At 42.2% G+C, this 26,145-nt stretch carries 35 protein-coding genes; 34 read left to right on the top strand and 1 reads right to left on the bottom strand.

Annotated features, from left to right (window positions below):
* Nucleotides 1–33: 33 nt before the first annotated feature.
* The 31 genes from FTU00_RS05580 (at nucleotide 34) to FTU00_RS05430 (ending at nucleotide 20,336) form a co-directional block, all read left to right on the top strand.
* Entirely contained in the window at nucleotides 34–804 is a 771-nt protein-coding gene (locus tag FTU00_RS05580) for a phage antirepressor KilAC domain-containing protein (RefSeq protein WP_180179306.1), read from the top strand.
* Nucleotides 801–1,094, top strand: a complete 294-nt coding sequence (locus FTU00_RS05575; RefSeq protein ID WP_218948171.1) for a hypothetical protein — start codon at nucleotides 801–803, stop codon at nucleotides 1,092–1,094. Before FTU00_RS05580 ends, FTU00_RS05575 begins: the two co-directional genes overlap by 4 nt.
* Nucleotides 1,091–2,080, top strand: a complete 990-nt coding sequence (locus tag FTU00_RS05570) for a YdaU family protein (RefSeq protein WP_179992493.1) — start codon at nucleotides 1,091–1,093, stop codon at nucleotides 2,078–2,080. The genes FTU00_RS05575 and FTU00_RS05570 overlap by 4 nt, the downstream gene beginning before the upstream one ends.
* Complete coding sequence (locus tag FTU00_RS05565) at nucleotides 2,073–2,849, top strand: hypothetical protein (RefSeq protein WP_180179305.1); 777 nt, start codon at nucleotides 2,073–2,075, stop codon at nucleotides 2,847–2,849. The genes FTU00_RS05570 and FTU00_RS05565 overlap by 8 nt, the downstream gene beginning before the upstream one ends.
* 71 nt (nucleotides 2,850–2,920) lie before the next feature.
* Nucleotides 2,921–3,133 (top strand): hypothetical protein, encoded by a 213-nt coding sequence (locus FTU00_RS05560; protein ID WP_180179304.1) that lies wholly within the window; start codon nucleotides 2,921–2,923, stop codon nucleotides 3,131–3,133.
* Nucleotides 3,130–3,540: a DUF559 domain-containing protein gene (locus FTU00_RS05555; RefSeq protein WP_180179303.1), complete on the top strand. Its 411-nt coding sequence runs from the start codon at nucleotides 3,130–3,132 to the stop codon at nucleotides 3,538–3,540. The genes FTU00_RS05560 and FTU00_RS05555 overlap by 4 nt, the downstream gene beginning before the upstream one ends.
* Nucleotides 3,537–4,025 carry an antiterminator Q family protein gene (locus FTU00_RS05550; protein WP_034703021.1) on the top strand — a complete coding sequence of 163 codons (489 nt, stop codon included), beginning with the start codon at nucleotides 3,537–3,539 and terminating at the stop codon, nucleotides 4,023–4,025. Before FTU00_RS05555 ends, FTU00_RS05550 begins: the two co-directional genes overlap by 4 nt.
* Nucleotides 4,026–4,161: 136 nt before the next feature.
* A complete protein-coding gene (locus FTU00_RS05545) occupies nucleotides 4,162–4,623 on the top strand; it encodes a hypothetical protein (RefSeq protein ID WP_180179302.1) in 462 nt (153 codons plus the stop codon).
* Between the two features lie 281 nt (nucleotides 4,624–4,904).
* Nucleotides 4,905–5,159, top strand: a complete 255-nt coding sequence (locus FTU00_RS05540) for a hypothetical protein (protein ID WP_180179301.1) — start codon at nucleotides 4,905–4,907, stop codon at nucleotides 5,157–5,159.
* A gap of 87 nt (nucleotides 5,160–5,246) precedes the next feature.
* Nucleotides 5,247–5,420, top strand: a complete 174-nt coding sequence (locus FTU00_RS05535) for a hypothetical protein (RefSeq protein WP_180179300.1) — start codon at nucleotides 5,247–5,249, stop codon at nucleotides 5,418–5,420.
* A gap of 63 nt (nucleotides 5,421–5,483) precedes the next feature.
* Nucleotides 5,484–6,137 (top strand): hypothetical protein, encoded by a 654-nt coding sequence (locus tag FTU00_RS05530; protein WP_180179299.1) that lies wholly within the window; start codon nucleotides 5,484–5,486, stop codon nucleotides 6,135–6,137.
* 45 nt (nucleotides 6,138–6,182) lie between these two features.
* Nucleotides 6,183–6,620, top strand: a complete 438-nt coding sequence (locus FTU00_RS05525; protein ID WP_180179298.1) for a hypothetical protein — start codon at nucleotides 6,183–6,185, stop codon at nucleotides 6,618–6,620.
* Nucleotides 6,580–7,221 carry a putative metallopeptidase gene (locus tag FTU00_RS05520; protein ID WP_180179297.1) on the top strand — a complete coding sequence of 214 codons (642 nt, stop codon included), beginning with the start codon at nucleotides 6,580–6,582 and terminating at the stop codon, nucleotides 7,219–7,221. The genes FTU00_RS05525 and FTU00_RS05520 overlap by 41 nt, the downstream gene beginning before the upstream one ends.
* 47 nt (nucleotides 7,222–7,268) lie before the next feature.
* The gene (locus FTU00_RS05515) at nucleotides 7,269–7,733 is read left to right on the top strand and encodes a DUF2280 domain-containing protein (RefSeq protein ID WP_005236588.1); all 465 of its coding nucleotides are present in this window, start codon (nucleotides 7,269–7,271) and stop codon (nucleotides 7,731–7,733) included.
* On the top strand, nucleotides 7,734–9,269 hold the full coding sequence (gene terL / locus FTU00_RS05510; protein ID WP_179992503.1) for a phage terminase large subunit: 1,536 nt from the start codon (nucleotides 7,734–7,736) through the stop codon (nucleotides 9,267–9,269).
* A 9-nt stretch (nucleotides 9,270–9,278) separates the two neighbouring features.
* Nucleotides 9,279–10,763 (top strand): DUF935 family protein, encoded by a 1,485-nt coding sequence (locus FTU00_RS05505; protein ID WP_180179296.1) that lies wholly within the window; start codon nucleotides 9,279–9,281, stop codon nucleotides 10,761–10,763.
* A 3-nt stretch (nucleotides 10,764–10,766) separates the two neighbouring features.
* The gene (locus tag FTU00_RS05500; protein WP_180179295.1) at nucleotides 10,767–11,972 is read left to right on the top strand and encodes a phage minor head protein; all 1,206 of its coding nucleotides are present in this window, start codon (nucleotides 10,767–10,769) and stop codon (nucleotides 11,970–11,972) included.
* 22 nt (nucleotides 11,973–11,994) lie between these two features.
* A complete protein-coding gene (locus FTU00_RS05495; RefSeq protein ID WP_180179294.1) occupies nucleotides 11,995–12,795 on the top strand; it encodes a DUF2971 domain-containing protein in 801 nt (266 codons plus the stop codon).
* Nucleotides 12,796–12,852: 57 nt separating this feature from the next.
* The gene (locus FTU00_RS05490) at nucleotides 12,853–13,818 is read left to right on the top strand and encodes a hypothetical protein (protein WP_180179293.1); all 966 of its coding nucleotides are present in this window, start codon (nucleotides 12,853–12,855) and stop codon (nucleotides 13,816–13,818) included.
* A 3-nt stretch (nucleotides 13,819–13,821) separates the two neighbouring features.
* Nucleotides 13,822–14,193 carry a hypothetical protein gene (locus FTU00_RS05485; protein ID WP_034171155.1) on the top strand — a complete coding sequence of 124 codons (372 nt, stop codon included), beginning with the start codon at nucleotides 13,822–13,824 and terminating at the stop codon, nucleotides 14,191–14,193.
* A gap of 5 nt (nucleotides 14,194–14,198) precedes the next feature.
* Nucleotides 14,199–15,278, top strand: a complete 1,080-nt coding sequence (locus FTU00_RS05480) for a major capsid protein (RefSeq protein WP_010117674.1) — start codon at nucleotides 14,199–14,201, stop codon at nucleotides 15,276–15,278.
* Between the two features lie 10 nt (nucleotides 15,279–15,288).
* Nucleotides 15,289–15,648 carry a hypothetical protein gene (locus FTU00_RS05475; protein WP_180179292.1) on the top strand — a complete coding sequence of 120 codons (360 nt, stop codon included), beginning with the start codon at nucleotides 15,289–15,291 and terminating at the stop codon, nucleotides 15,646–15,648.
* 7 nt (nucleotides 15,649–15,655) lie between these two features.
* Entirely contained in the window at nucleotides 15,656–16,096 is a 441-nt protein-coding gene (locus FTU00_RS05470; protein WP_180011242.1) for a gp436 family protein, read from the top strand.
* Between the two features lie 7 nt (nucleotides 16,097–16,103).
* Nucleotides 16,104–16,619, top strand: a complete 516-nt coding sequence (locus tag FTU00_RS05465) for a phage virion morphogenesis protein (protein WP_180179291.1) — start codon at nucleotides 16,104–16,106, stop codon at nucleotides 16,617–16,619.
* Nucleotides 16,594–17,016, top strand: coding sequence for a hypothetical protein (locus FTU00_RS05460; protein WP_180179290.1), 423 nt, complete (start codon nucleotides 16,594–16,596; stop codon nucleotides 17,014–17,016). The genes FTU00_RS05465 and FTU00_RS05460 overlap by 26 nt, the downstream gene beginning before the upstream one ends.
* A 9-nt stretch (nucleotides 17,017–17,025) precedes the next feature.
* Nucleotides 17,026–17,196, top strand: a complete 171-nt coding sequence (locus FTU00_RS05455; RefSeq protein WP_162835337.1) for a hypothetical protein — start codon at nucleotides 17,026–17,028, stop codon at nucleotides 17,194–17,196.
* Nucleotides 17,196–17,948: a hypothetical protein gene (locus FTU00_RS05450; protein ID WP_180179289.1), complete on the top strand. Its 753-nt coding sequence runs from the start codon at nucleotides 17,196–17,198 to the stop codon at nucleotides 17,946–17,948. The genes FTU00_RS05455 and FTU00_RS05450 overlap by 1 nt, the downstream gene beginning before the upstream one ends.
* Before the next feature lie 268 nt (nucleotides 17,949–18,216).
* Nucleotides 18,217–18,741, top strand: a complete 525-nt coding sequence (locus FTU00_RS05445; RefSeq protein ID WP_180159553.1) for a Rha family transcriptional regulator — start codon at nucleotides 18,217–18,219, stop codon at nucleotides 18,739–18,741.
* 2 nt (nucleotides 18,742–18,743) lie between these two features.
* A complete protein-coding gene (locus FTU00_RS05440; protein ID WP_180052605.1) occupies nucleotides 18,744–19,007 on the top strand; it encodes a hypothetical protein in 264 nt (87 codons plus the stop codon).
* A 313-nt stretch (nucleotides 19,008–19,320) separates the two neighbouring features.
* Complete coding sequence (locus FTU00_RS05435; RefSeq protein WP_180179288.1) at nucleotides 19,321–19,881, top strand: hypothetical protein; 561 nt, start codon at nucleotides 19,321–19,323, stop codon at nucleotides 19,879–19,881.
* Between the two features lie 53 nt (nucleotides 19,882–19,934).
* Nucleotides 19,935–20,336: a DUF4124 domain-containing protein gene (locus FTU00_RS05430; RefSeq protein WP_180179287.1), complete on the top strand. Its 402-nt coding sequence runs from the start codon at nucleotides 19,935–19,937 to the stop codon at nucleotides 20,334–20,336.
* Here the strand turns inward: FTU00_RS05430 and FTU00_RS15545 are convergent.
* The gene (locus FTU00_RS15545) at nucleotides 20,322–20,654 is read right to left on the bottom strand and encodes a hypothetical protein (protein WP_257229787.1); all 333 of its coding nucleotides are present in this window, start codon (nucleotides 20,652–20,654) and stop codon (nucleotides 20,322–20,324) included. The two genes, FTU00_RS05430 and FTU00_RS15545, sit on opposite strands and share 15 nt — an antisense overlap.
* Between FTU00_RS15545 and FTU00_RS05425 the strand changes: the two genes are divergently transcribed.
* The 3 genes from FTU00_RS05425 to FTU00_RS05415 are packed head-to-tail and all read left to right on the top strand — an operon-like array spanning nucleotide 20,653 to nucleotide 26,142.
* Entirely contained in the window at nucleotides 20,653–23,763 is a 3,111-nt protein-coding gene (locus FTU00_RS05425) for a tape measure protein (RefSeq protein ID WP_257229786.1), read from the top strand. The genes FTU00_RS15545 and FTU00_RS05425 overlap by 2 nt on opposite strands.
* Complete coding sequence (locus tag FTU00_RS05420) at nucleotides 23,760–24,179, top strand: hypothetical protein (protein WP_180179285.1); 420 nt, start codon at nucleotides 23,760–23,762, stop codon at nucleotides 24,177–24,179. Before FTU00_RS05425 ends, FTU00_RS05420 begins: the two co-directional genes overlap by 4 nt.
* Nucleotides 24,169–26,142, top strand: coding sequence for a hypothetical protein (locus tag FTU00_RS05415; protein ID WP_180179284.1), 1,974 nt, complete (start codon nucleotides 24,169–24,171; stop codon nucleotides 26,140–26,142). Before FTU00_RS05420 ends, FTU00_RS05415 begins: the two co-directional genes overlap by 11 nt.
* The last annotated feature ends 3 nt before the right edge of the window (nucleotides 26,143–26,145 follow it).

Here is a 26,145-nt window from a genome sequence, read left to right as displayed (position 1 = left end):
CCGGTTGTTCACTAACAGTCGAGGAAAGTAAACATGAATATGTTAACACATGACAATTTTAACATAAACGAAGTAACGATGTCATCACCTGAGATTGTTGATTTTATTAACAATCATCGTAAAGAAATCGCAACTACTGAAAAGCCATATAAAGAGCTTCGTCATGATGATTTCATGCGAAAAGTACCCAGTGTTTTAGGTGAATTGCACGCTCCGAAATTTATCGGAACGCAAACATATGGCAATAACAACACACGCCATATCTATCAATTCCCAAAACGTGAAGCTTGTCTCATGGCTATGTCTTATAGCTACGAATTACAAGCACAAATTTTTGACCGTATGACTGCAATGGAAGAAGCGCTCAAGGCTAAAAATAGCTTTGACATCACCAACCCAGCACACCTGCTTCAAGCAATCGAAATTCAAGCCAAGCTCAATATTGAGCTAAGTGAAAAAGTAGCGGTACTCACACCTAAGGCTGAGGCACTGGAGACCATTGCTGATACTTCTAACACTTATTGCTTACGTGAATGTGCCAAAACAATTGGTATTAAAGAATCTGAATTAATCCAGCTACTGATTAATAAGAAATGGATCTACCGTGATTCAGATCGCAAGCTCCAGCCGCATGCCCAATATGTCTTAAACAAGGTTTTCACCAATCGCACGTCACCAGTAATTGTTAATCGCAATGATGGCAAAGAACGTGTGTTCCTGCATATGCGTGTCACTGCCTTTGGTCTGACTCGTATCACTGGCTTGGTAAACAAAGTACGTAATACAAAGCAGGTGGCGGCATGAGATTTTTCAGAAAGACAGTCACTGTAAGTAAAAACGTTGATGTGGATATTGAGATCGATCTTGATGATATTCGCGAGTTTATTAATGAAGCTGAAAAAGAAGAGCTTGATGAGATCGCTAAAGCATTGGCTGAACATGATATTCACGCTCATTTAACAAAGCTGCATGGTCCAACTATTCAATATTTGATTAATCGTGCCAATCAATTTGGTTTGGATGACATGTTCGAAGAGCTTAAACGTGAAGGCCAGAGCATTGGCGCATACCTCAAAGTGGAAGAAAAGTTATGAATTATTACCAACATCATATTGGGGATTTCAACAATGCGACTCGCCATTTGAGCTTGGTTGAGCGTGCAATCTACCGTGATCTCCTGGATATGTATTACGACACTGAAAAACCAATTGATGCTTCCAATTTAGAGCGTTTGGCCCGTCGTCTACAATGTGCAACTGAAGATCAGACAGCGGCTTTGAAATATGTTCTTGAGGAGTTTTTTACTCTTCAGGATGGAGCTTATATCAACAATCGTTGTGAACGTGAAATTGCTGAATTTCATGGTAAGCGTAAGCAAGCCAGTGAGGCTGGAAAAGCATCTGCAAAAAAACGTGCAGAGAAAAAGCGACAAGACCCGAATGGTGGTTCATCAAATGCTAAACAATCGAATGACAATAGTTCAACGGACGTTGAAGATCAGTCAAACGAAAATTCAACGACCGTTGAAGCCGCGTTGAACGAGAATTTAACGGACGAGCAACCAACCATAAACCATAAACCATTAACCATAAACCAAGAACCAGTAACCAATAATTATAGTGGTAGTAGTAATACGCGTGAGCAAGATTTTCCTTTACCACCAATTCAGTTTTCTCAATATCAACCTGAGGATCACAAACGGTATTCAATTCTTGAATGCGTGAACGTGTATCCAATTCATTACGATTTCATTGAACTTGGAAAACAACGCAATCCTGAACTACCAGAACAGGATCTGATTTCTATGTTTACTAACTTCGGTGATTTCTTCTCAGCGAAGGCCGATAGCAAAAACACTCCAAGCCTATGGCTGGTGAAATGGTTTACCTGGATTCAAAACAACAAAGACGAAGTACGCCGTCAGCGTGAAGCTAAGTCTCAACCTCAAAAACCAAAATCTTTTTCAGGTGCAGCAAGCCGTACTCAAAACGAAGTCAGCGACTGGATGTCTGAAATTGGCAGCAATGATCAGCCAGCAATGCGTGATGTGCATGAAGTGGAGGGTGTGAAATATGCGTAATGAATTATCTCAACAACAAACCACTCACGCTGTACAGCAATTCAGTGAAACGGATGCACGTAAGCTGGTTGAAGACATGCTTCTGATGTATGGCAAGAAGTTCACGGATCAGTGGTCAGGTTTGAAAAAAAGCCAGGTGATTGAGAAGTTTGTCGAAAAGCTTTCTGAGTTGACTTATGAGCAGTTCCTACGTGGATTGAAACGCCTAGATACAGCTGAATGGCCGCCATCGATTCCTGAGTTCAAGAACTGGTGCAAAGGTGTTTATGAATATCAGACTCCGGATGAAGCATGGCTGCAAGCTCTGAACTATGAGAAATCAAACCGTGTTTGTCGCATCAATCGCATTGCCCGGGAAGCATTCTATGCAGTGGTTGGTCCATATGGCAGCTTAAAACCTACCGATACTGTGCATAACGTGTATTGCAGTGTGTATAAGCGACTGATCGCAGAAGCCAAAGAGCGTGGTGAGCCTGATGAGAAGCTGAAAGCGGTTAAACAGCTGTCTGAACCAAAGCAGCCTGATGAGATAGATCATCAACCTGTTCCAAACGAAGTAGCTCAGCAAGCGCTTGAAGAACTTAAAAAGCGCATGAATGTAAAAAACCGTCATGTGCCAGTACCACAGCGTCTACAGGTGAAGCCAACTCCAATAGCTGATCCATGGCCAGATCCTTTTGAAAATCCTGAGTCGTACTTGGAGAAGTGTGAAGTGGATGGGGTGAAGGTGCCTAAGGTTATTCGTGAGCAGTTGGGAGGTGGGGTGTGAAAGACCAAAACTATAATAAAACCGTGGATTGGGTGAACGTAAGCCGGGCTAGATCATGTTTTGAAAAGAGAATGGATATCCTGGTCTATTCAGCTTATGCAACCAAGGATGTGACTGTAAGCAACATTATTGAGAATGTACTGAACAGCACAAGGGACACCATTCGGGCTTGCTTAAAAGACTTGGTAGATAGTGGTTATTTGGAAAAGACATCGGTCTGGACTTATAGACCAACTGAAAAGACCAAACAGCTATTTGGAGTGCGTGCTATGGGGGATGCATGACCAGCTACTCAATCGCTGAATACAAAAAGATGGTGAAAGCCACCATACCGAAAGGGCGCTCCAAGCGTCCTAAGGTGAAAGGCGAAAAAGTACCGAATGAGTTCGAAGCAAAGCTGGCCAGAGAATTAAAGACATTAAAAATTAAGTTTGAGCAGGAATTTTATTTTCATCCTGTGCGTAAGTGGAGAGCAGATTTTCACTTAATTGATAAAAAGATTCTGGTAGAGATTGAAGGCGGGATATGGAGCGGAGGAAGGCACACAAGGGGTAAAGGCTACCTTGGAGACATGGAAAAGTATAACGCAGCAACAATGATGGGTTTTCAGGTAATACGGTTTAGTACAGATCAAGTGAAGTCAGGTCACGCGATCCAGCAGATAGAGAAGATGGTAGGGGAAATACGATGAATGCAGCAGTAACGATTATGCAGGCTATGGATTGGACTAAGTTTAGTGCTGAGGATTGGTTTCGTCAGTTTGGGGCTTGGATGAATGGGGACACCGAAACCATGGTAGTTATGGTGAAAACTATGCCTACTCGACGAATTACCCAGGAACAGCGTGAACGTCTTCTGGCAATGTACATGAGTGATAAAACGCTTAAGGATCGTTTATGCACTCAGCGCCGTGGTATTCGCTGTCAGATTGATGACAATGAAGCGCGTGCAATTCAGCGAGTGATTATTGAATTAAAAACAATTGAAGATGAAATTGTTCAGGAATGGGTATCAACATTGTGGTCTCATTATGTAATGGGTAATTCATTGCGTGATATCGCTGAAAGCAACGATACATCAGTGCTCCAGATTCGCCAAGACTTGAAGTGTGGACTGGCATTTGTGAAGTGTCGCTACCCTCACTTAACTTTTGATATGTTTAAAAAAACCATTTGACTGTGCGCACGGGGTATGCGATATTCGTGTTATAGTGACCGAAGTGTACGTTGATGCACTAAGTTGATTTAAAAGCTCGCCAAATGGTGGGCTTTTTTTGTTCCATTAAGTAAAGAAGACTTTCTGGATTATTTTAATGATTGAATGGGATTTAATTTGGGCTCATGTAGAACCTTATTTAACAGGTGCGGCAATTTTATCGGGTGTGTTTTATTGGATTAAATTACTAGTTGCAGAGATAGTGAAACTTAAGTACTCAATAAAATTAGAAGAATATAAGTATGAGGTGGAGAAAAGAAAAAAGGCTGAAATGGTTGCCAGTTTTTTAGCATACTGGGTAGCACACCAGAAGCCAGATCTAGAGCAGCGAGAGAAATTAAATCGACAAGCTTTCGAGTGTTATCTATGGCTTCCCGATCATATTGCGTTAAATCTGGCAGACCTCCTTGCTCGCAAAAGAACAGATGTGGTATCGGTAAAAACAATTTTAATTGAAATACGAAAATACCTTAACAAAGATGGCATTAATTACAGTAATTTGACTAATGAGAATTTAACTCATTTTCCTCATGAGGAGTCAAAAAGTAGTTCTGAATAATTGAGGATGTGGATATTAAGATTTATAAGGCGCACTTAGTGGGCTTTTTTATTGCCAGGAGAAAATTATGCTCCAATTTATATTCTGTTTATTCGGCCTACATGGTGTGACTGAGATTGATTACACGGTTGATGATGAAGAAATCAAAGTTTGTCGGGATTGTTTGAAAGAAATTTAGTTCATTATTCTGTACTATCAATAACTTACATTAAAAAACACTTGATATTACCAAATGGAATAAATTATATTGAAACCTATGCATTTAATTAATAGGTGAATATATGTTGTTTTATGTCGGTGGCCATTTAAATGGTCAGGAAGTAAGTTTTGAAGATAGCTGTAATAAGCGGGTAGGTAAACCATTTGGACCAAGGACGGGAATAAGCAGGCCTGTGGAATATTATAGTCGTAAGCAAATTAACCACAACGGGACAATTAAGTCATTTTACATTTTGGATGGAATTAATCCTCAAGAACACAGAGAGCAGATTCTTCAGATCTGGAATAGTGTAGATACGGATGTATATGCCATTTAATTGATAACTCGCCGGACGTATTACGGCAAACAAAACCCCTCGCATTCTAGATGTTGAGGGGTTTTTCTTTTCTTATTGGTGGTACCTATGACAGACAAAGTACAAGCTAAACAAGACTTAGAATTTTGCAGTACTGAGCTGTCTAAGTATCAGAACCTCAGTCGATCCGGATTAACGCTTAGTGAGTTGCATGCGATTGACGGCATCATGATTAAGCTGAAAGAGCGTATTAAGAATTTACGTGTAGCTTTATATGCGTGATGCCGGATGATCTGAAGTGGTGTTATAATTAGATATTAAGTGTTGATAAAATAATGAAGAATTGTGAAAGAAACTAAAAATAATCGTCTATGGGTTGTTTTATTAGCATTAGTCTTTATTGGTGGGGCTATATGTTTAAGGGTTAATAAGCATATTGAATCTAGTGACTTTTCAATACTTGTCGTTTCAATATTGGTTGGAACATTTGTAGTTATCTTTTTTGAAAAAATATCTGAGATTTCTATTATTGGGAACACAGTTAAGCTTGAGCAAATCAATGAGAAGTCGGAAGAATTGCTCAAACAATTACGGATAGAGCATTTTAAGCTTAGAATAGATTCAGCATTTAGCCTAACAAATTTTTTCGGTGATGGTGATTCAGTTTCTACATGTAGAGCTAAGTTGTATGAAGTTGCTAAAGATATTAAAGAGGCGGGTCTTTTAGACAATGATGAATTAAAAAATAAAATAAAACCATTATTGATTGACCATGCTGGTTACCATCTTAAGCTTATTCGTGACCTTGGATCTAGTGTAGAGAACAACCCTTTAATAGGGCTTATTGATCCAGATGACTTTGAAAAAGCAATATCAGATGAAATACTTCGTAGTGTACGGATCTCTGAAGCCCACTCCAATGTTGATAAATTAAGGGTAATCTTAGACGACATTGAGATTTATCGAAACTTATTAAAAGCCAAAAAATGGTTTGATTAATGACTTAATTCAACCTCCTTCGGGAGGTTTTTTAATGGGTGAAGTATGGAACTTAATGCCTATAAAATTCTAACCAATAAGCTTCCACCTAAGAAGAAACCTCGTAACAGGCCATTACCTAAAGCTGGTGACAGATACTTAGAAGCATTCGAGCGACTGAAAGAAATCCTAGATCGGATGGAAATTAAGTACGAAGAATACTTTCATTTTAAAAGCACCAAGCACTGGCGATTTGATTTACACCTCATTGAACATCGAATGTTAATTGAAATAGCTGGTGGACCTTGGTCTGGTGGCCGTAAAGGTAAGCTGGCCACGAAAGCTTGGAGTATCGATCGCTATGACCATGCGGAAGATATGGGTTATCGATATCAACGCTTTGAATCCAATGATATCAACATGGGCCGTGCAACTAAGTGGCTGAGAAATTTAAAGGCATCTTATGGAACAGTTCAGACCATTCCCGCCGACGGATCTGATTGATCAGGCCGAGGAAGAAGAAGTCATACGTTTGGCACCGGCACCAGAGCTTAAAGAATGGGTCGTAAAGAATTGGCTTACTTTAGGTGGTGAATTGCACAACCCAGATCATGATCATATTGCAGAACTACTCCATGACAATGAAGAGTTCCTTGCATTCGCCTGGGCTTCATCTGCCGCCGTAGCGAAAAAACGTATGGTATTAGGCCAGTGTGAAAAGGTCATGTTTAACGTGGGTGGCTGGAAGAAAGCACGCCAAGAACAACAGATGCGGGATTGGTTTGGTTTTGTGCCGCAATATCTCATTACTGTAGATGCTACTTATTGTGAACAGGCTACAGATCGCGATTTCTGCCGGCTAATAGAACATGAGTTGTATCACATCGGTGTAGAGCGCGATGAAGATGGTGAAATCATTTATAGCGATATGACCGGACTACCTAAACATTACTTAGCTGGCCATGACGTTGAAGTGTTCTTTGGTGAGACTAAACGATGGGGAGCTGATGACTCGGTGAAACGTCTCGTTGAAATTGCCAAGAATGCGCCGTTTGTATCTGAAACAAGTATTGCTGCGTGTTGTGGGAACTGTGTCATCGGTTAAATTTTTTTGCCTACTTTGCATGACGTAGCATGACAAAAGGGGGATTTATGGCAGCACTTAAAGAGCCTGTAAAAATATTTATTGTTCAAGCTCTTGCATGCCGTGATACCCCTCAAGAAGTTGCGGAGTTGGTCAAGCAAGAGTTCAACATCGAAATCGATCGTCGTCAGTGTGAAAACTATGACCCGACTAAATATGCAGGTCGCAATCTCGGGAAAAAACTTGCAGATCTATTCAATCAGACTCGTAAGAAATTTGATGAAGGTTTGATAGATATTCCAATTGCCAGTAAGTATTACCGGCTTAAGCAATATCAGAAGCAACTTGAAAAAACCAAGAATGCAAAATTAGCTCTTAAGATTCTTGAACAGGCTGCTAAGGATGTAGGTGGTCAATTCACTAACCGACAAGAAATTACTGGTAAAGATGGTGAAGCATTACAGACAACAGTTGTTCATGCCACTCAAGAACAAGTTGAAGCTGCAGTGAAGAAGGCCCAAGAGGAATATTAAATGGATCTGCAAACACAGGTTGAAAAAAAGCTGTGTGAAGATGAGCATTTATATTTCACCCGGCGATTCTTTAAGCCCCGTATGGGTTTTAAATTCACGGTGAATTGGCACCATGTTTATATCTCATGGATTATTGATCAGGTAATTGCGGGTGAGATAGCAAACGTCGTCATTAATGTTCCACCAGGTGCTGGTAAGACTGAACTGACAACCAACCTAATTCCACGTGGCTTGGCTTTGAATGCGCGCTCTCGATTCCTGTATCTATCTTTCTCTCAGTCACTGGTCGAAGGTGTATCAGATACGGCGCGTGACATTGTGAAGTCGAAAGACTATCGATTGATGTGGGATTTAACGGTCTCCAATAGTACTGACTCCAAAAAGGAATGGAAGATTACAGTTGAGGACTACGATGTTGGCCATGTGTATGTGGCCTCTATGGGTGGACAGGTAACAGGACGGCGCGCAGGAACACTGGCTGATGATGGCTTTACAGGTTGTATCATTATCGATGACCCATTAAAGCCAGAAGATGCTTTCAGTAAGATCAAACGAGATGCCGCCAATCGCAAGTTACTTAATACGGTGAACTCACGTAAGGCCAAGTCTGATACACCCATCATCATGATCATGCAGCGCCTGCATACTGAGGATCCAACCAACTTTGTCATGACAGGTAATTTACCTGGTGAATGGACTCAAATATCTATTCCGGCATTAATTGATGATAAGTACATTGCAACCTTGCCAAAGCATATTCAAAAGCTGGTACCGCGAGATGCTGAGCGTGATGAGCAAGGCCGCCAAAGTTACTGGCCAAAGAAAGAATCGCTTCAATCCTTATTACAACTTGAAAAGGGTGGCAAGGATAAAGAAGGTGCCACGGTATCCCGTTATACATTCTCTAGTCAGTACATGCAGCAGCCTAAGAAATTAGGCGGTGACTTAATCAAGTCTGAATGGTTTGGATTCTATAAAGACATTCCAGAGCTTCAGTGGCGCGCCGTCCTTGTCGATACCGCTCAAAAGACCAAAGAGCACAATGACTATTCCGTATTCCTACTTGTAGGCATGGGCATAGATGGAAAGTTGTACTTGCTAGATCTCTTGCGCGGTAAATGGGAAGCACCAGAACTGAATCGTCAGGCTAAAGCATTTCTGGATAAGCACAAGGAATACACCTGGCATACCAAACCTATCCGCTACATGAAAGTAGAAGATAAAGCGTCTGGTACTCAGTTGATCCAAACACTCGGTACTTACTCTGGTGTCGCTGTGATTCCAGTCCAACGTAATACAGACAAGCTATCCCGTTTCATGGATGTGCAGGTCCATCTCGAAGCAAACTATAAAGATAAACCGGAAGATCGTTTTGTGATGGTACCTAAAGATGCACATTGGGTTGGCGAATTCTTTGAAGAATGTGAAGCATTCAATGCGGCATTTACTCATGATCATGATGATCAGGTAGATACGCTGATTGATGCGATTGAAGATGCAGTAATTGCGATTAATTACAGCCCTCCGGCTGCATAAGGTTGAGTTATGTCTAAGAAAAGGAAAAAGCCTGAGAATGCAAAACCTGAAGCTGGTGCACTGTATTCTCATGAGGCTGAACAGGCTTTAATCAGTTATCTGACCAAAATGCCAGACGGCGATGAAGTACTTCGAAAGGCTGGGGTCACACGTCCACGATTGAAAGTCATGATGTATGACGATGAGATTTATCAGGCCATTGAAAAGCGCCAAGATAAACTTGAAAGTGCATCATGGCGTGTAGAACCGATGGACCGACCGGAATCAAAAATCATCATGGAGCATTTACGTGAGTGGTGGTCTGAGATTCTTCTGGGTGCGCAGAATGCTCGCTGGTACGGATATTCTGTATTAGAGGTAATCTATACCAAGCCTGAGGAACCGAGCCTACATATTGACGGCGATACTATTACGCCGTTTATTGGTTTTAAGTGGATTGGTGAAAAGCCAATGCAATGGTATGAGCCTAAGAATGATGGTCGTCTGATGTTGCTAGCCAACTACAATACGTCTCGACAGGATCAGGAGGTAGACCAGCGCTTCAAACACTTTTTGACACGTTGTAAATCTACTTATGAGAATCCATTAGGTGAGGCTCTTTTAAGTCGATTGTACTGGGTCTGGTTCTTCAAAACGTCTGGCTTTAAGTTCTGGGCCAAGTTCGTTGAAAAGTTTGGCTTACCAATGCTGGTTGGTAAAACTGCCGGAAAGACGACTGATATGCGTGATGCGCTACTTAGAGCGCATGCCAGTTCGGTAATTGCTTTAAGTGGTACAGATTCGGTAGAAATCCAAACAGCTAATACCAATGGCAACGCTTCACAGACTTTCGAAACCTTCGACAAGAACCTTGAGCGCCGTATCCAGAAAGTGATTCTGGGGCAGACTCTCACATCTGGTACAGATGGCTCTGGTTCGCGTGCCTTGGGTGATGTGCACCTTGAGATTCAGAACTCAAAGTATAAAGCCGATGTCCGGATGATCATGCCAACGATCCAAGCCATTATTAACGCGCTATGTGATATCAATGGCTGGGAACGCCACCGGGTCACCATTGGTGAAGAGAAATCACTGGAAGAGCCTAAAGCTGATCGTGATGTAAAGCTTAAAAATGCTGGTGCAGTCTTAACGCCTCAATACTTTAAGCGTGAGTACGGGCTTGAAGATGGTGATGTGATTGAACAGCCTCAAACTGCCTTCAATCAATTCACTGCATTACCTCGCCAAGCATTCAACTTTAAGGCAACAGCAAACAAGCTCTCACCAGAACAGCAGGAAGTTGAAGAACTGACTGATGGCCAAGATGAATTGCAGCTATTGAAACCAGATCAGGTCAAGGAACTGATATTCAAGTCTGATAGTCCCGAAAGTCTGGCTTATAACCTGATGCAATTAATACCTGGTGCAACACAGACACAGTTCACAGCTAATCTGGACCAGGCTTTGTATGCTGCAGATGTATTGGGATATGTGACGGCTCAAAACGGGAAGTAAGCTATGCAACCAGTCACGTTTCTTGAGGCGCTTCGGTACGCTCACAGTAAAAAGATTGTCCTGCCTGATGAGTTCTACTCAATGGATCTAAAGACCCGGCAGATGGCAACCACGGTAAGCTTTCTGTCTAGTCTTGAGCAGATTGAAACGGTCATCAAGGCAGTGAATAAATCCATTGCCGACGGCGGTACTTTTAAGGATTTTCAGAAGCTGATTGAAGAATCTGAAATCATTCTGCCAAAGCATTACCTAGACAATGTATTTCGTACCAATATTCAAAGTGCTTATGGTCATGGCCGTTGGCAGCAACAGCAACGGAATAAGGTTAAACGACCTTACCTGATGTACTCGGCGATCAATGATAGTCGAGTGCGTCCAAGTCATTTGGCCTTGAATCGGATTGTATTGCCGATTGATCATCCATTCTGGCTGACACATTACCCGCCGTTGGGTTTTCGTTGTCGCTGTACTGTAGTTGCTCTGACTGAGAAGCAGGCATTGAAATACGGCATTACGCCAGATGATCAGTTGCCTGAGATAGCTGAAGCCTTAGATTGGAGTTCTCATCCATTGCAGTTTGGTGAACTTGAATTGCTGGTAGATAAAAAGATCAGCACTTCAAGTCTGGATAAAGAATATCTTCTCGAGCAGAAAGAGGTAATCAAGGCTGAATGGACGGCGAGTAAAAAACTCACAAGACTATTTGCTCCGATGGATGATAAGGCTCGGGATCTATTTGATACGGTGGCCAATACCGTGATTCCACTTGATCCAAGCATTCGCCCAAGTGCGATACGTACCTTTCTGGACTATGTGCAGGGAAATGATGCTGCACTGACTGGCTATTTAAACTCTACTACAAGCTCTCTGGCTGATAATGTACTTAAGCGCCGGCTGAGTGCAGACATGGCAGCTATTCAGGCTGTGGCAAGCAATACGGCTTCAACCGTGCTAGGGGCTGCGACTCTTAATCAAGTAGCGGCTTATCAGGTAGGGCAAACAGTTCAATTGAATGCGCCGTTACTGATGGCTGACACAGCTTCAGATATCGTGATTAAGATCGAGAATGCTAGAGGCTTGGGTATTGATCTGGATATGTTGAATGCTGGGAATGGTGTTCTGATGCCGATGGGACTGTCTTTCGAAGTGGTTTCGATTGAAACAAATCAAAGCCAAGTAATATATACTCTAAGAATTTTGAATCCTTAGCAAATACAGACAGAGCCAAATAATGTCTTCAAATATTGATAATTTCTCCGAGCAAAATATTACTCTATGGCGTTACATGGACCTATCAAAGTTCTTAGATATGTTAATTAATCAGCATATTGTTTTAGCTCGTCCGGATTTATTTGAAGATGTATATGAGGCGTATCCTCATATTTATAGAGAGGCATTAAAAACAGCTTTTTTAAACTCAAAAAACTCTGATATGGCTGAATTAATCGATACCAGTATATTAGCTAGTTGTAGGTTAGCCAAATTTAGAACTTATGTTAGCTGCTGGCATAAAAATTCAGTTGAGTCATCAGCTATGTGGAAATTATATTGTAAAAATGAGGAATCTTTAGTTATCAAAACAACGATTCAAAAACTAAAATCATCTCTAACAAATCCTAAAAATGAATATGTAGATACGCTTAATTATGGTCATGTTGTATACGATTTAAATCTATCTAATTTAACTAAGACTTACACAGATCTTGTTCAAAAAGAGGAGCTCATTTCTATAAATATTAATGATATTTTATTGAGTAAAAGACCCTCTTTCGAACATGAGAAGGAATTTAGATTAGTAGGGAGTAAAAAACATAAGGTGATGGAACCTTCCCACATAAAGTTGAGTGAAGAGGAACTAAAGTGTTCAACGCCTGCTATCCAACTTATTCCATGTAATCTAAATCAGCTAATTGAAGAAATTATAGTTGCGCCTAATACTCCATCATGGTTTTTTGAATTGATTAAAAATACTGTCATTAAACTTGGATATAGCTTCTCGGTTACTCAATCAAATCTATATAAATTAGGCTAAAAATTTAATATTAAATCATACCCGCTTTAAAGCGGGTTTTTTTATGGAGCATGAAAAATGCCAGATCCAAATGAAGAGCGATTGAAGTATCTATTCAACGCTGCAGCAATTGAGGTTCCAAAGGCTGAAGAGGGCCAAAAACGAAAATTTAAAGGCACTGCTTATGCTGGTGGCCGTGTAGATGGTCATTGGTATTGGGGACGTTCTGGTGTGGTCTTTGATCTTGATGGGATTGAGATTGATAAGCCAGCAGCCTTGCTTGAAGAACACTTTAGCTCAAGTCGAATTGGTGTTGTTCAAACTGTAGATACGAACGGAAAGATTGATGTTTCAGGCGATTTTCTTACGAACGCCAAGGCGCAGGAAATCGTTCAAGACTCAGATGATGGCTTTCCATTCCAGATGTCGATGATGATTGATCCTGGATCTATTGAAGAAGTCTCACAAGGCAAGACAGTCACTGTGAATGGTCAAGTGTTTGAAGGTCCTATCACAATCTTCCGTCAAAACCGTATTCGTGAGTTCACGATCTGCTCGACTGGTGCTGATCGTAATACATCAATTAAAGCCTTCTCAGGCAAAGCCAATCCAAACCCAACCAAAGAGGACACAGACGTGACCGAATTAGAAAAAGCACAACAGGCCAAAGAGCAGGCAGAGCGTGAACGTGATAATGCCCTAGCTGAACTTAAGCAATTCAAAGCACAAAAGCGTGCTGATGAAATTGCAGCTTTAGAAACTGAACTGAAAACACAGTTTAGTGCTGAAGATAAAACGGCTTATACAAATATGGATGATTCAGTTTTTGCCTTTACTGCAAAGCAGCTTCGTCAATTTTCTGCAGGTAGCCAACAGCCGCCAGCTACACCACAGACACAACAAACACCAAGTGTAAATCCGGCATTTGCTCACTTGTTCACTCATCAAGCCAATCCAGGGCAAGGTGGCCAGTCGAATAATACCGACACTCACAAATTCACTTCTGGTGCACAAGCATTCGCAGAACAAAACAAGGGGAAATAATTCATGAGCCAGGTTATTCCAAAAATTACGGTCCAGTCTAAAAAGCTGGTCCTAGACAATGAAAAGTTACGACGTGCCAATGCCAAAGTAACTACCGCTACAGCCTATAAAAAAGGTGACTTACTTACACTTTCAGATGCGAATGTACTCACACACGCTACTGATGAAAAAACATGGGATGTAATTTGTGGCCAAGACGTTACGGCTGCAGAAGCCACAATCAAGGCCGCTGATGGAATCGAAATTCCGGTCTACTACGGCGGGGTTTTCAGTATTGAAGCTGTATCGCTTAATGGGACTTTGCTTGCTGCTGAAGAATATGATGCAGCGCGTGCACAGGCAACTAAAAACAAAATCGAACTTTCTAAGGTGTAAACAACATGCCACAGTCTTTTAATATTGAAGGTGCTCCACTTGAACTTCTTGATGTGGGTGAGCTGGCACTGATCCACTCGAATTACCGTCCAATGGACACATGGCTTTTAGATAAGCTTTTCCCTAATCGCCCGTTATTCACGCGTGATGATGTGCCACTGGCTGAATTATCAGCTGAACATGATCTGGCACCACTGGTATCACCGCAACAGCCTGGTAAGCCATTTGATACTACTCAATCTGGTGAAGTACGCCACGTTAAACCGGCTTACTACAAGCCAAAGAATCAGGTCACTCCAGCAGAAACTTTTGAAATTGCCTTGCTTGAGCGTTTACGTACTGCAGGTATCATCTCAACTGGTAACCAGCGACTATCTGAGCAAGAGCAAATGATCATTGCTCAAATCTCAGTGATGAAGCGCAACCATGATGCGATTGATAACTCAGTCATGATGATGGCTATCGATTTACTGAAAAATGGTAAATACACGCTTCACTCAGATGATTATGAGCTCAACCTGGTGGATTACCGTCGTGATGCGTCTTTGACATATACGCCGTTGGTCAAATGGAATGAAGCGGGTGCCAAGCCAGTAACGGATATTCGCACCATGCTTGAACGTCAATTGGCTGCTGATGGTGGTGAAGCTAAGCTGTCTGTTATGTCTGGCTTGGTTTGGGCGGCTCTCTGGAACAATGAAGAATTCAAAAAAGAATTCATCACGCCATATGCGGGTATTTCTGTTCCAGTGAATCCAAGCTTTGGTGTAAAAGAATCAGCAACCTTCAAAGGAACCTTTGATGGAATCGAATTCTGGGTATATGACGCAACTTACCGTAACAAAGGTCAAGTGAAGCGCTTTATTCCTAAAGATTACTTCTCACTAATCTCTGATACCAATGGTTCGGTAGCTCACTGTAAGATCAAGAACATGCTGGCCAACGGCGTTGCTCAGCAGTACTTTGACCGTCAATGGTACTGTGAAGATCCAAGCGGCATCATGCTGATGACCGAATCTGCTCCACTGGTTGTGCCGTCTAATAAGAACGGTGTCGTTGGTGGTACTGGCTTTATCACTCTATAAGGAGCAAGACATGCCGAAGTACACAGCAAAACAATCCATCGGGCATTTTATGCCAGGTGATGAAATCAAAGGGCTTGAAGCTAAACAACTTCAGGCCCTTTTAGCATCTGGGGCTATTGAAGAATATCAAGAGCCGGAAGAGCCAGAAGCAGACAATACCGCTGCTCGTCTGGCTGAACTGGAAAAGGCCAATGCTGAACTAACAGCAGCAAATAAAACCTTAACTGAAGCCAATCAGACAGTGACTGCCGACAAGGCTAAAGCCGAGCAAGAAATGGCTGAGCTCAAAGCCAAGGTGGCTGAACTGGAAAAGGTGAAGTCTGCTGCAAAACCTAAAGCAGATTCGAAACCTGCCGACGAAACCAAGTAGGTGATCTATGTATGCAACACGAGAGGATTTAGTGGCTCGGTTTGGTATACATGAGATGGAAAATTTAGAAGCAATGCAATCAACTAATGACGCGGTTGAAAATGCATTACAGGATGCTGCAGAGGAAATCGATAGCTATGTCGCGGTTAGATATGAGCTACCGTTACCAAGTATACCAAGCACATTAAAACGAGTAGCGTGCAACATTGCACGCTATCGTCTTTACTTTCAGCGACCCACGGAAGAAATTGAGAATCGCTATAAAGCAGAGATTGATTTTCTAAAGCGGGTAGCTGACGGTAAAGCTATTCTAAATATCCTCAATACTGAAAACCAAGTGACTGATGAAAAGCCAGTAAATAAACCATCAACAGCACCCATCGGCACAAGTTACACCGGTGGTGTATTTGGTGATGCCATTTTAGACATGATGCCCAGTATGAAGTGAGGTGTTTATGGCTTTCGCAATAACCATTCAGGCAGATAGTTCACCGATTGAAGCAGTACTTAAGCAATTAGGTAACTTTGATTCTTTAAAGGACCAGCTGTTTGATGAGATTGGTGCTGGACTTGTGGATAGTGTGCAGCATCGATTCTTAACGGGTACTGATGTAGATGGGAACCCATGGAAAGTATCATGGCGTGCCAGCATGCAAGGCAGGGATGGTGTCGGGGTCGGTGAAACGCTTCGAGATACTGGCCGCCTGATGAATTCCTACACACACAATGTTCTTTCAAATGGTGTGGAGGTGGGTACAGATGTTGCGTATGCACCCCATCTGCATTACGGCGCAACAATCCTACCCAAGAATGGCCAATATATTACATTCGCAGTTGGTGGCCAGTATCGAAAGGTTAAGCAATCCATTATTCCACCTCGGACTCAGCTTGGTATTGATGCTGAAGATGAGGTAATGATTTTGGATATTGTCGGGAGTTTTATAGATGAGCACCTTCTTCGCGGTGCGTGATGAGATTGCAGAAAAGCTGAAAGAAATTCCAGAATTCAAGCAAATATACACGCCGTTGAATTCGGTTAAGGTCACCGAGATGTCACAAGTCACGCCATCTGCGCATGTCAATTTTGTCCGTATTGACAAGAAAGCCAGCGCAGGTCGTGGAAGTATCAATCAGATCGGTCAGCAATGGGCGGTTACGGTTGCATGTCGAAATGCTCAATCTCAAATGACTGATGGCCGAGCGGTGAGTGATGAAGCTGGGTTGTTAACCGAGAAGGTCATTCAATTACTTTCCGGCTGGCAGCCTCAGGCATCACGAACGGCACTAGAAATGATTTCGGTTCGGGATGGGTATAGTCCAGGCTTTGCATACATCACGATTATTTTTGAATCACAAAAATTCATTTAGGAGCCAGTCATGGCAAAACAATACAAAGCATTACAGCCTGTCGGTCGCTTTCAAAAGGGTGATGTGGTCGGTGGGCTGAGTGATGCACAAATCAAAAAGTTACTGGCAGATGGTGTCATTCAGGAATTGCCTGAACCTAAAGCTGCTCCAGCCAAGAAAACTACAGGGGATGAAAAGTAATGGCTAAAGAATATATTTCGCTGCAAGGTAAGTTTTACCTGTCAGAACTTGTGAATGGTGTTGCTAGTGCAATGCGCCATTTGGGCAACGTGCCAGACTTTGAGTTAGAAATTGGTGCTGATGTTGTTGAGCATAAAGAATCAACATCTGGTCAGCGTACTACTGACTTCACGATGATCAATGCAACATCAGTGAATTTTACGGGAACGCTGGAAGAAACTGATCCAGAAAACCTTCAATATATCCTGTCTGGTATGAATCACGCCGTAGCAACTACTACAGCGACAGATATATCACTGGGTACTGTGGTGGCCGGTAAAGAAATCAAACTGGATGGTTATAACCTGAAAACGGTTTCATTCAAGGATTCAACCACTGGCACAGCTAAGACTGTTGATCCAGAGAATTACACACTGGATGCTGTATTTGGTACTGTGGTTTTCCATGATGTATCAGATCTGACCATGCCGATCTTAGCCACCTACACCACTGGTGCAGTGACTAATACCACTCTGGCATCCGACTTTGAAAAAGAGTATGAGCTTTTCTTCAAGGGCATCAATACCGCAAATGGTAAACACATGGCTGTACGTTTATGGCGTACCAAGAAGTCGCCAGAAACCACTTTCCCACTGATTCATGAAGAACTTGGTCAGTATGAAATCTCTGGTCAGGCTTTATCTGATGTAACGAAGCAAGCAGATCCGGCATTAGGCTTATATGGCCATGTTGTGACGATTCCGGCAGCGTAATAACCTCATGCAGGCACAAAGAACTCCACGGCGCTATGCGTCTTTTTTTGTGCCTGTTTTTTTTGATTCTTTTCATTTTCATTAATCGCTTAATGCAAATGAAAGGGATTAATCCCACCACTTAATCAAACCGTCCTTATTGGGCGGTTTTTTTATGCCTGTTTTCAGGCAAACCACTGGCTAGAGCGACGGCTCGAAAAGCGCGTTTCCATGTTCAACGTGCCTGCCAGTTTATTTTTTTGAACATGGTCATATAAGAGGAAATCTTATGAACATGATGACAACATTAAATTTACGTGCCATGGTCTCAAATGAAAATGGCGAACCAAAGACAACCAGTTATGCAGTAGCGGAAGCATTCAAAAAAAGACACTCTGATGTGCTTCGAGCAATTAAAAATATGAAGTGCTCACAGAAATTCCGTGAACGCAATTTTGCGCTTTGCTTTGAAAACAACAAGTTACAGAACGGAAAGCCTAGAAAGTTTTACCAAATGACTAAAGATGGGTGGATGTTTCTGGTGATGGGATTTAATGGTGAGAAGGCTGATGCAGTAAAAGAGCAATTTATTGATGCCTTTAACTGGATGGCAAGCCAATTAACCCAAGTCTTTCAATCTAAATGGGCTAGATATAATCATATTGTTGGTTACCGCGAAAATCGCAAACAGCAAGTTAGTTGCTCAGCCAGAGATATGAACGTGTGGAAACATGAAAAGCATCCGCTTGATGATGAAATAGCGCAATTAGAAAGTGAATTACAGCCGTCATTGCCATTTGCTGGCGGGGTTTAATCATGAATATTGCTTATGTAGTTGCAGAATGTCGACCAAGCACAGACGAAGAAAATTATGCTGACATCAACATTGGTGATGATAGCTATGTGTTTTGCTCAATCGAACCAGTACCAGACACGGGTGATTGGCAGAAAAATATTGAAGCAGCCATATTAATTGGAATTGATATTGAGCGAACCAAGCCAAACCATCGACACATCACACTGCATGCCGAAAGCATCTTGAAATTATGCAAAGGCATACAAGGTGTGAAGCAAAGCTAATAATTATCGCCACCTTCGGGTGGCTTTTCTTTTCCGTCTTTAGCTTTGTAACATCCAATAATTTTTTTGTAACCTTTATGTTATAAATTGTTTGCTTTGCTTATCATCTAAATGGTTAAAAGTGGAGCGCTGAAGATGCTAACAAAAACAGAAATCATTGTTGTCATTCTAATGGTACTAGCCTTAATTTTCATCGTTTATGAGATGGGACAAGGTGGTAGTTGGGCTTTATAGAATTCAGGCTTTATCAAAGTTAAAAGAAAAGCACCTTCGGGTGCTTTTTTAGTGCCAAAAATTATCTCGAGATCCCATCATGAATGATTTTTTCTTAGCAACAAACCGAAGCATTAAGCTTAAAGATATCGAAGTTCGCCAGATCCAGATGAAAGACTTTGATACCTGGGCAATGCATGCTGAAGTTTTGAAGAACTTCATTAAAGACCAGAATCATTCAGATGAGATTTTGACGGGGCTGTTTAAAGCTCACGGTGTGCAGGTGATCTCAACTATTGCCCGTGTGACTAACCTGAACCAGAAAGCTATCTTTGATCTGGCAGCAGATGAGCAAACCTTCAAAGAGTTGCTAAAAGCTGTACTTTTGGTCAATCAGGCTTACTTCAAATACGAAAAGCCTAAACGTGGCATTAAAAAGAAAGATGACTCTACTTGGTTTGATTCATTCCAGTTTCTGGTATCAATGGGCCATCAGCATAGTGAAATCATGCAGATGACCTACGGTGCATTCCAGAGCTATGTTAAGGCAGCAAACAAGATGTACAAGCAGGGCATCTTTAACTCTGCCATTGCTGCACGTGTAGCCCAATCCGACAAAAAAGGCTTTGAATCATTCAAGAAAGAAATGGTTTCTGATTGATCATGCATTACCCTAAAGTTATGATAGGAAAATAATAATTTAGGGATATGATTATGAAGCGGTCGTATATTTTTCTGAGTTTGTGTACAGCTCTAATAGCTCAAACTGCAATCTCTGGTGAAGTTTATACCTGCACAGTAGATGGAAAAACTGTTTATCAAGGTAAACCTTGTGCAGGCAAAGAATTAAATAATAAGGTAAAGCAGTCTCAGAGCCAGATCAAAGCCAAGCAAGAAGCTGCAGCTAAAGAAAAAGCCGCACAAGCTACAAAAAAAGAGCCGCGTGTAGGAATGACTAAAGCTGAAGCTGAGAAGTCCACATGGGGTTATCCAGATAAAATTAATACAACCACCACTGCAAATAATGTATTTGAGCAGTGGGTGTATAGAACACCATATTCGGGTTCTAAGTATCTGCATTTTACAAACGGAAGAATATCTTCAATTTCTAACTAAACCACCTTCGGGTGGTTTTTTAATATCTAAATTTTCCCGCTGATGCGGGTTTTTTATTGCCTGAAATTCAGAGGTCGACATGTCTGGTAAGAATTTAACTTTCAAATTGGTAATGGATGCCGACACCAAGGGATTTGTAAGCAATGTAAAGCTTTCTGAAGACACGGCAAAATCTGTTTTTAATGCGATCAAACAAGAGTCAGAGAAGTTAAAACAAGCGACAAATGATGCTTCCAAGGAAATGGGAAATATCATCCCAAAAGGAACGAGTGAGTTAGCAGATAAGCTATCACAGTCTTTAAATGCTGCCACAGGCATGATCAAGGATGCTGGAGACAATGCAAAATCTACAGCAGGTAATTTTACTGATTTTGGTAATAAAGCAGAGAAAGCATTAAGTCAACTTAAGAGCGATCTAACTCAGGCTAAGCAGAACCTTGAGGCATTTTCAAAAACTAGTGCTTCACCAGCTGAAATTGAGAAAGCCCAAGCAGAAGTTGATCAGCTAGAAAAAGAAGTTCAACAGGCAGATCAGGCTTTTAATGGCTTTCAGGCAGAAGTAAATAAAGCTAACTCAAGCTTAAAGGATACAGATAGTGCAGCCCAAACAGCACAGAAAGGTATCGATGGCGCAAAGTTTGCTGTAAATACACTTGCTGGAGCTATGGCTGCACTCGGTATTGGTTTAGGTATTCGTGAATTGGCCGAGGCTGCTGACTCCTATACCAACCTATCAGTACGAATTCAGATTGCTACCAGAGAAGGTGGTAACTTCCAACAAGCAATGGCTGGCGTTCACCAGGTAGCACTTGCCACAAACTCCAGCTTACAAGCTACAGGGGATTTATTTACCCGACTGAACGCAGTCGGCAAAGAAATGGGAATGACCCAGCAACAAGCGTTGGATCTGACCAAAACTGTAACTCAAGCCATTCAGATCGGTGGAGGTAGTGCACAAGCAAGTGAAGCCGCTGTTACTCAGTTTATCCAGGCGATGCAGGGGGGTGTTCTTCGAGGTGAAGAATTCAACTCTATCATGGAGAACGGTTATGGCTTGGCTGAAGCTTTAGCTAAGGGTTTAGGTGTCACTACTGGTGAACTCCGCAAAATGGCTGAGAATGGTGAACTCTCAGCAGAGCGTGTAGTTAAAGCCATTGGTAGCCAAGCCAAATCAGTTCAAGAAACTTATGATCAGTTTCCGCTCACCATTGGGAATGCGCTACAGAGAATTTCAACATCTTGGGAAATATTAATTGGCAAGATGGACCAGTCCAATGGTGCATCTGCAACTGTAGCAGACTGGCTGGTAACGATTGCTGATAATCTAAATATTATTGAGGTCTTACTCAATGATATGGGTGATGGTGTCGTATGGGTGGGCGATCAACTCAATAGAATCGATCCACAAACAATTGAGGCGCTTAAACAAGCATTATTGTCTGCCTACGAATCACTTAAAGAATTAGGCTCCACTGTTGGTGATGCCTTTGAAATCACTCTTGATGTACTTAATGGCACACTTGATGCAATTTTTAGATTCAATAACGGTGTAAGTGAAACAGAAAGCAAAACCAATGGACTAACTAAAGCGCTACAGGGAGTAAATGTTGCCATTGGTTTTATAGGCGATGGTTTTAATGCTATTGGTATTGTAGCTAACCTTCTAACAGGTGTTTTCTTTGATGTTTCAGCAGCCTTCTATAACCTGAAAGCTGCATTTACATGGGGCGATGCTAAGACTAAAGCTATTGCCGATATGGAGGCCATGGCGGCTAAAGCACAGGAGTATTACAACAAGGCTTCAGATGGTGCTATAGAGTTTAAATCCCGCGGCGTTGAGGCGATCCAAGCGATTAGCCAAACCCAAGAAGAAAAGAATACACAATCTCTGGCAGATGCAAAGGCCACAATGGATCAACTGTTGGCAGAGCAGCAGCGTGAAGTTGAGGGAAAAAAGGCAACTGAAGAAGAGAAGCTTAAAGCGGTTCGGGCCTATGCGGAAGCTGCTGTTGCTGCCAATAAAGGCGTAATAGATGGCACGATGCAAGCCGATCTAATGGCAAAAGGATATATCGTCACTGTCGATCAGGCTGGCAAAGTATCAGTTGAGGCATGGAGTCAAGCTGAAGAGGGTGCAGAGGGTGCAGCAAATGCATCCGATAAAGCTCGAAAAGCTGCTACCGCATTAGGTTTAGATCTAGATGTTTCCTTAAATCGAGTTTCAGCAAAATTTAAGGAAACAGAAACCAGTGTAGATAATTTTTCTGCCGGGCTTGAAGATCTTGGTGTCACCGGAGAGGATGCCGGCAATCTTACTTATGAGGCATGGTTGAAATGGCTGCAAACAGCCAAAAGCCAGGCTGAGATTGACTATGCAAAAGCGAAACTTGAGGAGTTTGGCAACCAAGGACAAATCTCAACATCTCAGGTAGAGCAAGGCTTAATTGCCATCAAAATTCAGGCGCAAGGATTACCGGATGATATTGATCCGGTTACTGAGGCATTTAAACGCTTAGGTATCCAGACCAAAGAGCAACTTAAACTGGCTGCTCAACAAGCCTTAATGGACTACATTACGATTCGGGATAGTGGCAAGGCTACTGCTGAAGGAATTGAAAAGGCATATCAAAAAGCTGCTCAGTCTGCCGCTGCGTCCGGTGATGCTGGAAGAATTGCTGCAGTAAATGCAATGAATGCTGGCCGAAATCTTGAAGTACAAATTGATGACACTGGTAAAGCCGTTGTTAAAACCATGGATGATTGGTCTAAATCCAATGACCGTGTTAGAGACTCTGCACGTGGAATTGCTGATGGTTACCGCCATGCAGGTCAGGTTGCACGTGAAGAAGCTAAATCCTCTACTGAAGCCTGGGCTGATGCGGTTTCTAAAGCTAAGAGTGATTTCAATAAGGAAATGAAGCGTCAAGGCGAGGCATTGAGTAAAGGGATCTACGACTATGACTCTTACACTAAGTCTGATGTGATCTCACAGCTGAAAAGTAAGGGTTATGACGATAAAGAGGCTGAGAAATTGGCTTCTACCATTTGGTCTAAAGCCATGGCGGCAGATCGTGATGCTAAAGCTGAAGGTCTTGGAAAGGAAAGCAGCGTGGCAATGAAAGCATTAATTAATGCTGAATTTGACCGTGCCGCAGCGAATGGAATAACCACTCAGCACGGGACCAACAAGATCAATGAATTGCTTCGCAGTATCAATGTGGCTTCAACTGGTTCTGGTAGCTTGGGTGATTATGCGCCGTCAATTCCTTCTTCACCTTCGGTTAGCAATTCAAGTCAGCCAAGTAAAGAGGTTACCTACAACTTTGACTTCAATGGCAAGCAGATGAAATTCACAGGGCCAGCAGGTCAGGAATCCTTAATGAATGAACTGGTTAATCAATTAAAAGTACAGGCGAAATCAACATGAAATTAATTCGCTTAGCGACATCAGAGACCGTCCCATTAGAGGACGGTTTTTTATGGTCTGATGAATTCTCCTGGAAGCCTATTGAGCAGATTCAGGCTTATGCAATGGATGGCACTTTGCATATTCAGGAAGGCAAAAAGAAGTCGGGCCGACCAATTACCTTGCAACCGGCAAATCCGGAAATGGGCTGGATCAAATTGCGTGAATTACGGACTGTTTTGGAATGGTCCAAGCTGCAAGGTGAAAATTTTAAACTGCAGTTTGAACAGCCTCATGACAACCGGCAATTCACCGTCAAATTTAACCACCAGGATGGGACTTTAGAGGCTGCACCGATGAAAGGAATTCCAGCTGTATCACTGGATGATTATTACAACGTGACTTTACGCTTTACGGAGTTAAACGATGGCGATTGAAACCAAGGATTTAGTGATTTACAAGTCTGAACGCTTGACTGATAACTCTGACGGCGGTGGTAAATATTCTGGCGTAGTAGTTCAGGACGGTATCAGTAATAACCTTTTTAATGACATTTCTGAACTTGGTTGGACAATGGGTGATGTGTCCATGCGGAAAATTTTCCCTGCTGTCACAACAGATGACACTGATCTTTTGATGGGTGCAACTGTTTTTGTATCTGAACTGCCAGAAGATCCAAACGTATCCGCACTGCTATTTAGCACCAATAGTTTCACAGATCAGCGTTCCGATGCTCAATCCCGCGTCAGTAGTTATCTGGCGCGCGGTGGTCGTGTTGCTGGTGTGCCGAGTGATACACATTATCAAGGAATGAAAACCTTGCAGTGTAATCTTTTTCCTCAAGAGATGGAGTGTAGTGTAGGGGATACAATCGTTATTTTGACTGACGAGGGATTACCAACAAAATATGAACAGTTTGTCAGAATCACAGGCGTGGAAACCCGTGAAGCCCAAGCTTTGATAGATTCAAAACTCACTGCATATAAGGTTGCTACATATCAGTTAAGTGATGCTTTGGAGCGTGATTATGTTGGTTTAACTGCAGAGCAATGGGCCAAAGGCGGGAAGTCAAGAACAGTGCTTTGTGAATCAATTGTTGCTGATTCTGGTTATTATTATTCTAGTACCAAGTTAAAAGAAAACGCTTCAGTTGGTGAATACACTGTCCAGGCTGAAAGCATGTTCACACAGTTGATCCCATCTGCTCAGACTGAAACGCCAATTCTGGATGTGAGTGCAGCATCTGAAAGTTTGGCATTGGTGCCAAGTTCTGGTGGCACTATTTCCATTAATCAGACTGTTTCTATTAGTCAGACCCAGAACATGTACATTGGCTCTGCAGTGATCCCGTCAAGCGTCAGTATATCCCTTGCAGGTATGTCAATTTCAGACCAGGGCGGCTTGCTAAAAGATACGCAAGGCACACAGGTGGGCACAATTGATTACCAGCGTGGTCTGATTCAGTGGACTAGCTCAGCACCAATAGGAAATCGGCAAATAGCCCTGACGTTCAAACCTGCAGCAACACCACAGCAATACACACAGTCTTATGCCTTGCCAGTAACAAAGCTTACACAGTCCATGAACTTCAGTGGCATTCTAGTGCCAAAACCCGCACCAGGCAGCCTTTCTATATCCTTTATGGCGCAGGGCCGGTTTTATGAATTGACTGATGATGGTTCTGGAAAGCTTTCTGGTTCAAATGCGGCTTTTGGTTCTGGCACCATTAACTACAACACTGGCACTTGGTTGCTGACTACAGGTGCACTGCCTGATGTAGATAGTGTGATTTTGCTTCACTGGTGTACGCCAACTTCAACTTTTTCCCGGGAAAATTTGCCAGTTTTTCCGGCTAAATTTGAATTTGATTTAGAACGCGAGGGCATTGCAGCCGGCAGCGTGACGGTAACCTGGTTGCTTGAGGGAGAAACAAAAACAGCTGTTTCAAATTCACAAGGAAAATTCACAGGGGATGCAACTGGGGAGATTAACTATGCAACCGGCAAAGGCTTTGTTGCGCCTAAGTTGTTGCCGCAAAAGGGTACGAGCTTCACCATCAACTATGGTTATGGTAGTGCACAAGATCAAACCAAGTCAGCTTTACCAGACGCAAATCAGAAAATCACATTTACCATTGGAACGGGCGCGGCAATTCAGCCAAATAGTGTTGAGTTAATGATCCCTTTAAGAACAGCAGACGGATCTGTAAGTGGCGTAACAGCCAGATTTTATGATGTTCCAGTCAATGCTGGTACGGGTCAAATTGTGAGTGAATCCGGTGAAATCGTTGGAACTATCTTATATTCAACTGGTGCTGTTGAGATTACCCCGCGGGCTAAATATGTGAAATATGTCCAAACTTATCAGCCTGTTGAATACACCATCATGCGTTCAGCTTAATCT

It is taken from the genome of Acinetobacter sp. YH12041 (assembly GCF_013419975.1).
Classification (GTDB): domain Bacteria; phylum Pseudomonadota; class Gammaproteobacteria; order Pseudomonadales; family Moraxellaceae; genus Acinetobacter.
Note: the sequence above shows the minus strand (reverse complement) of the source record. Positions and strands in the feature narration are given on the sequence as shown.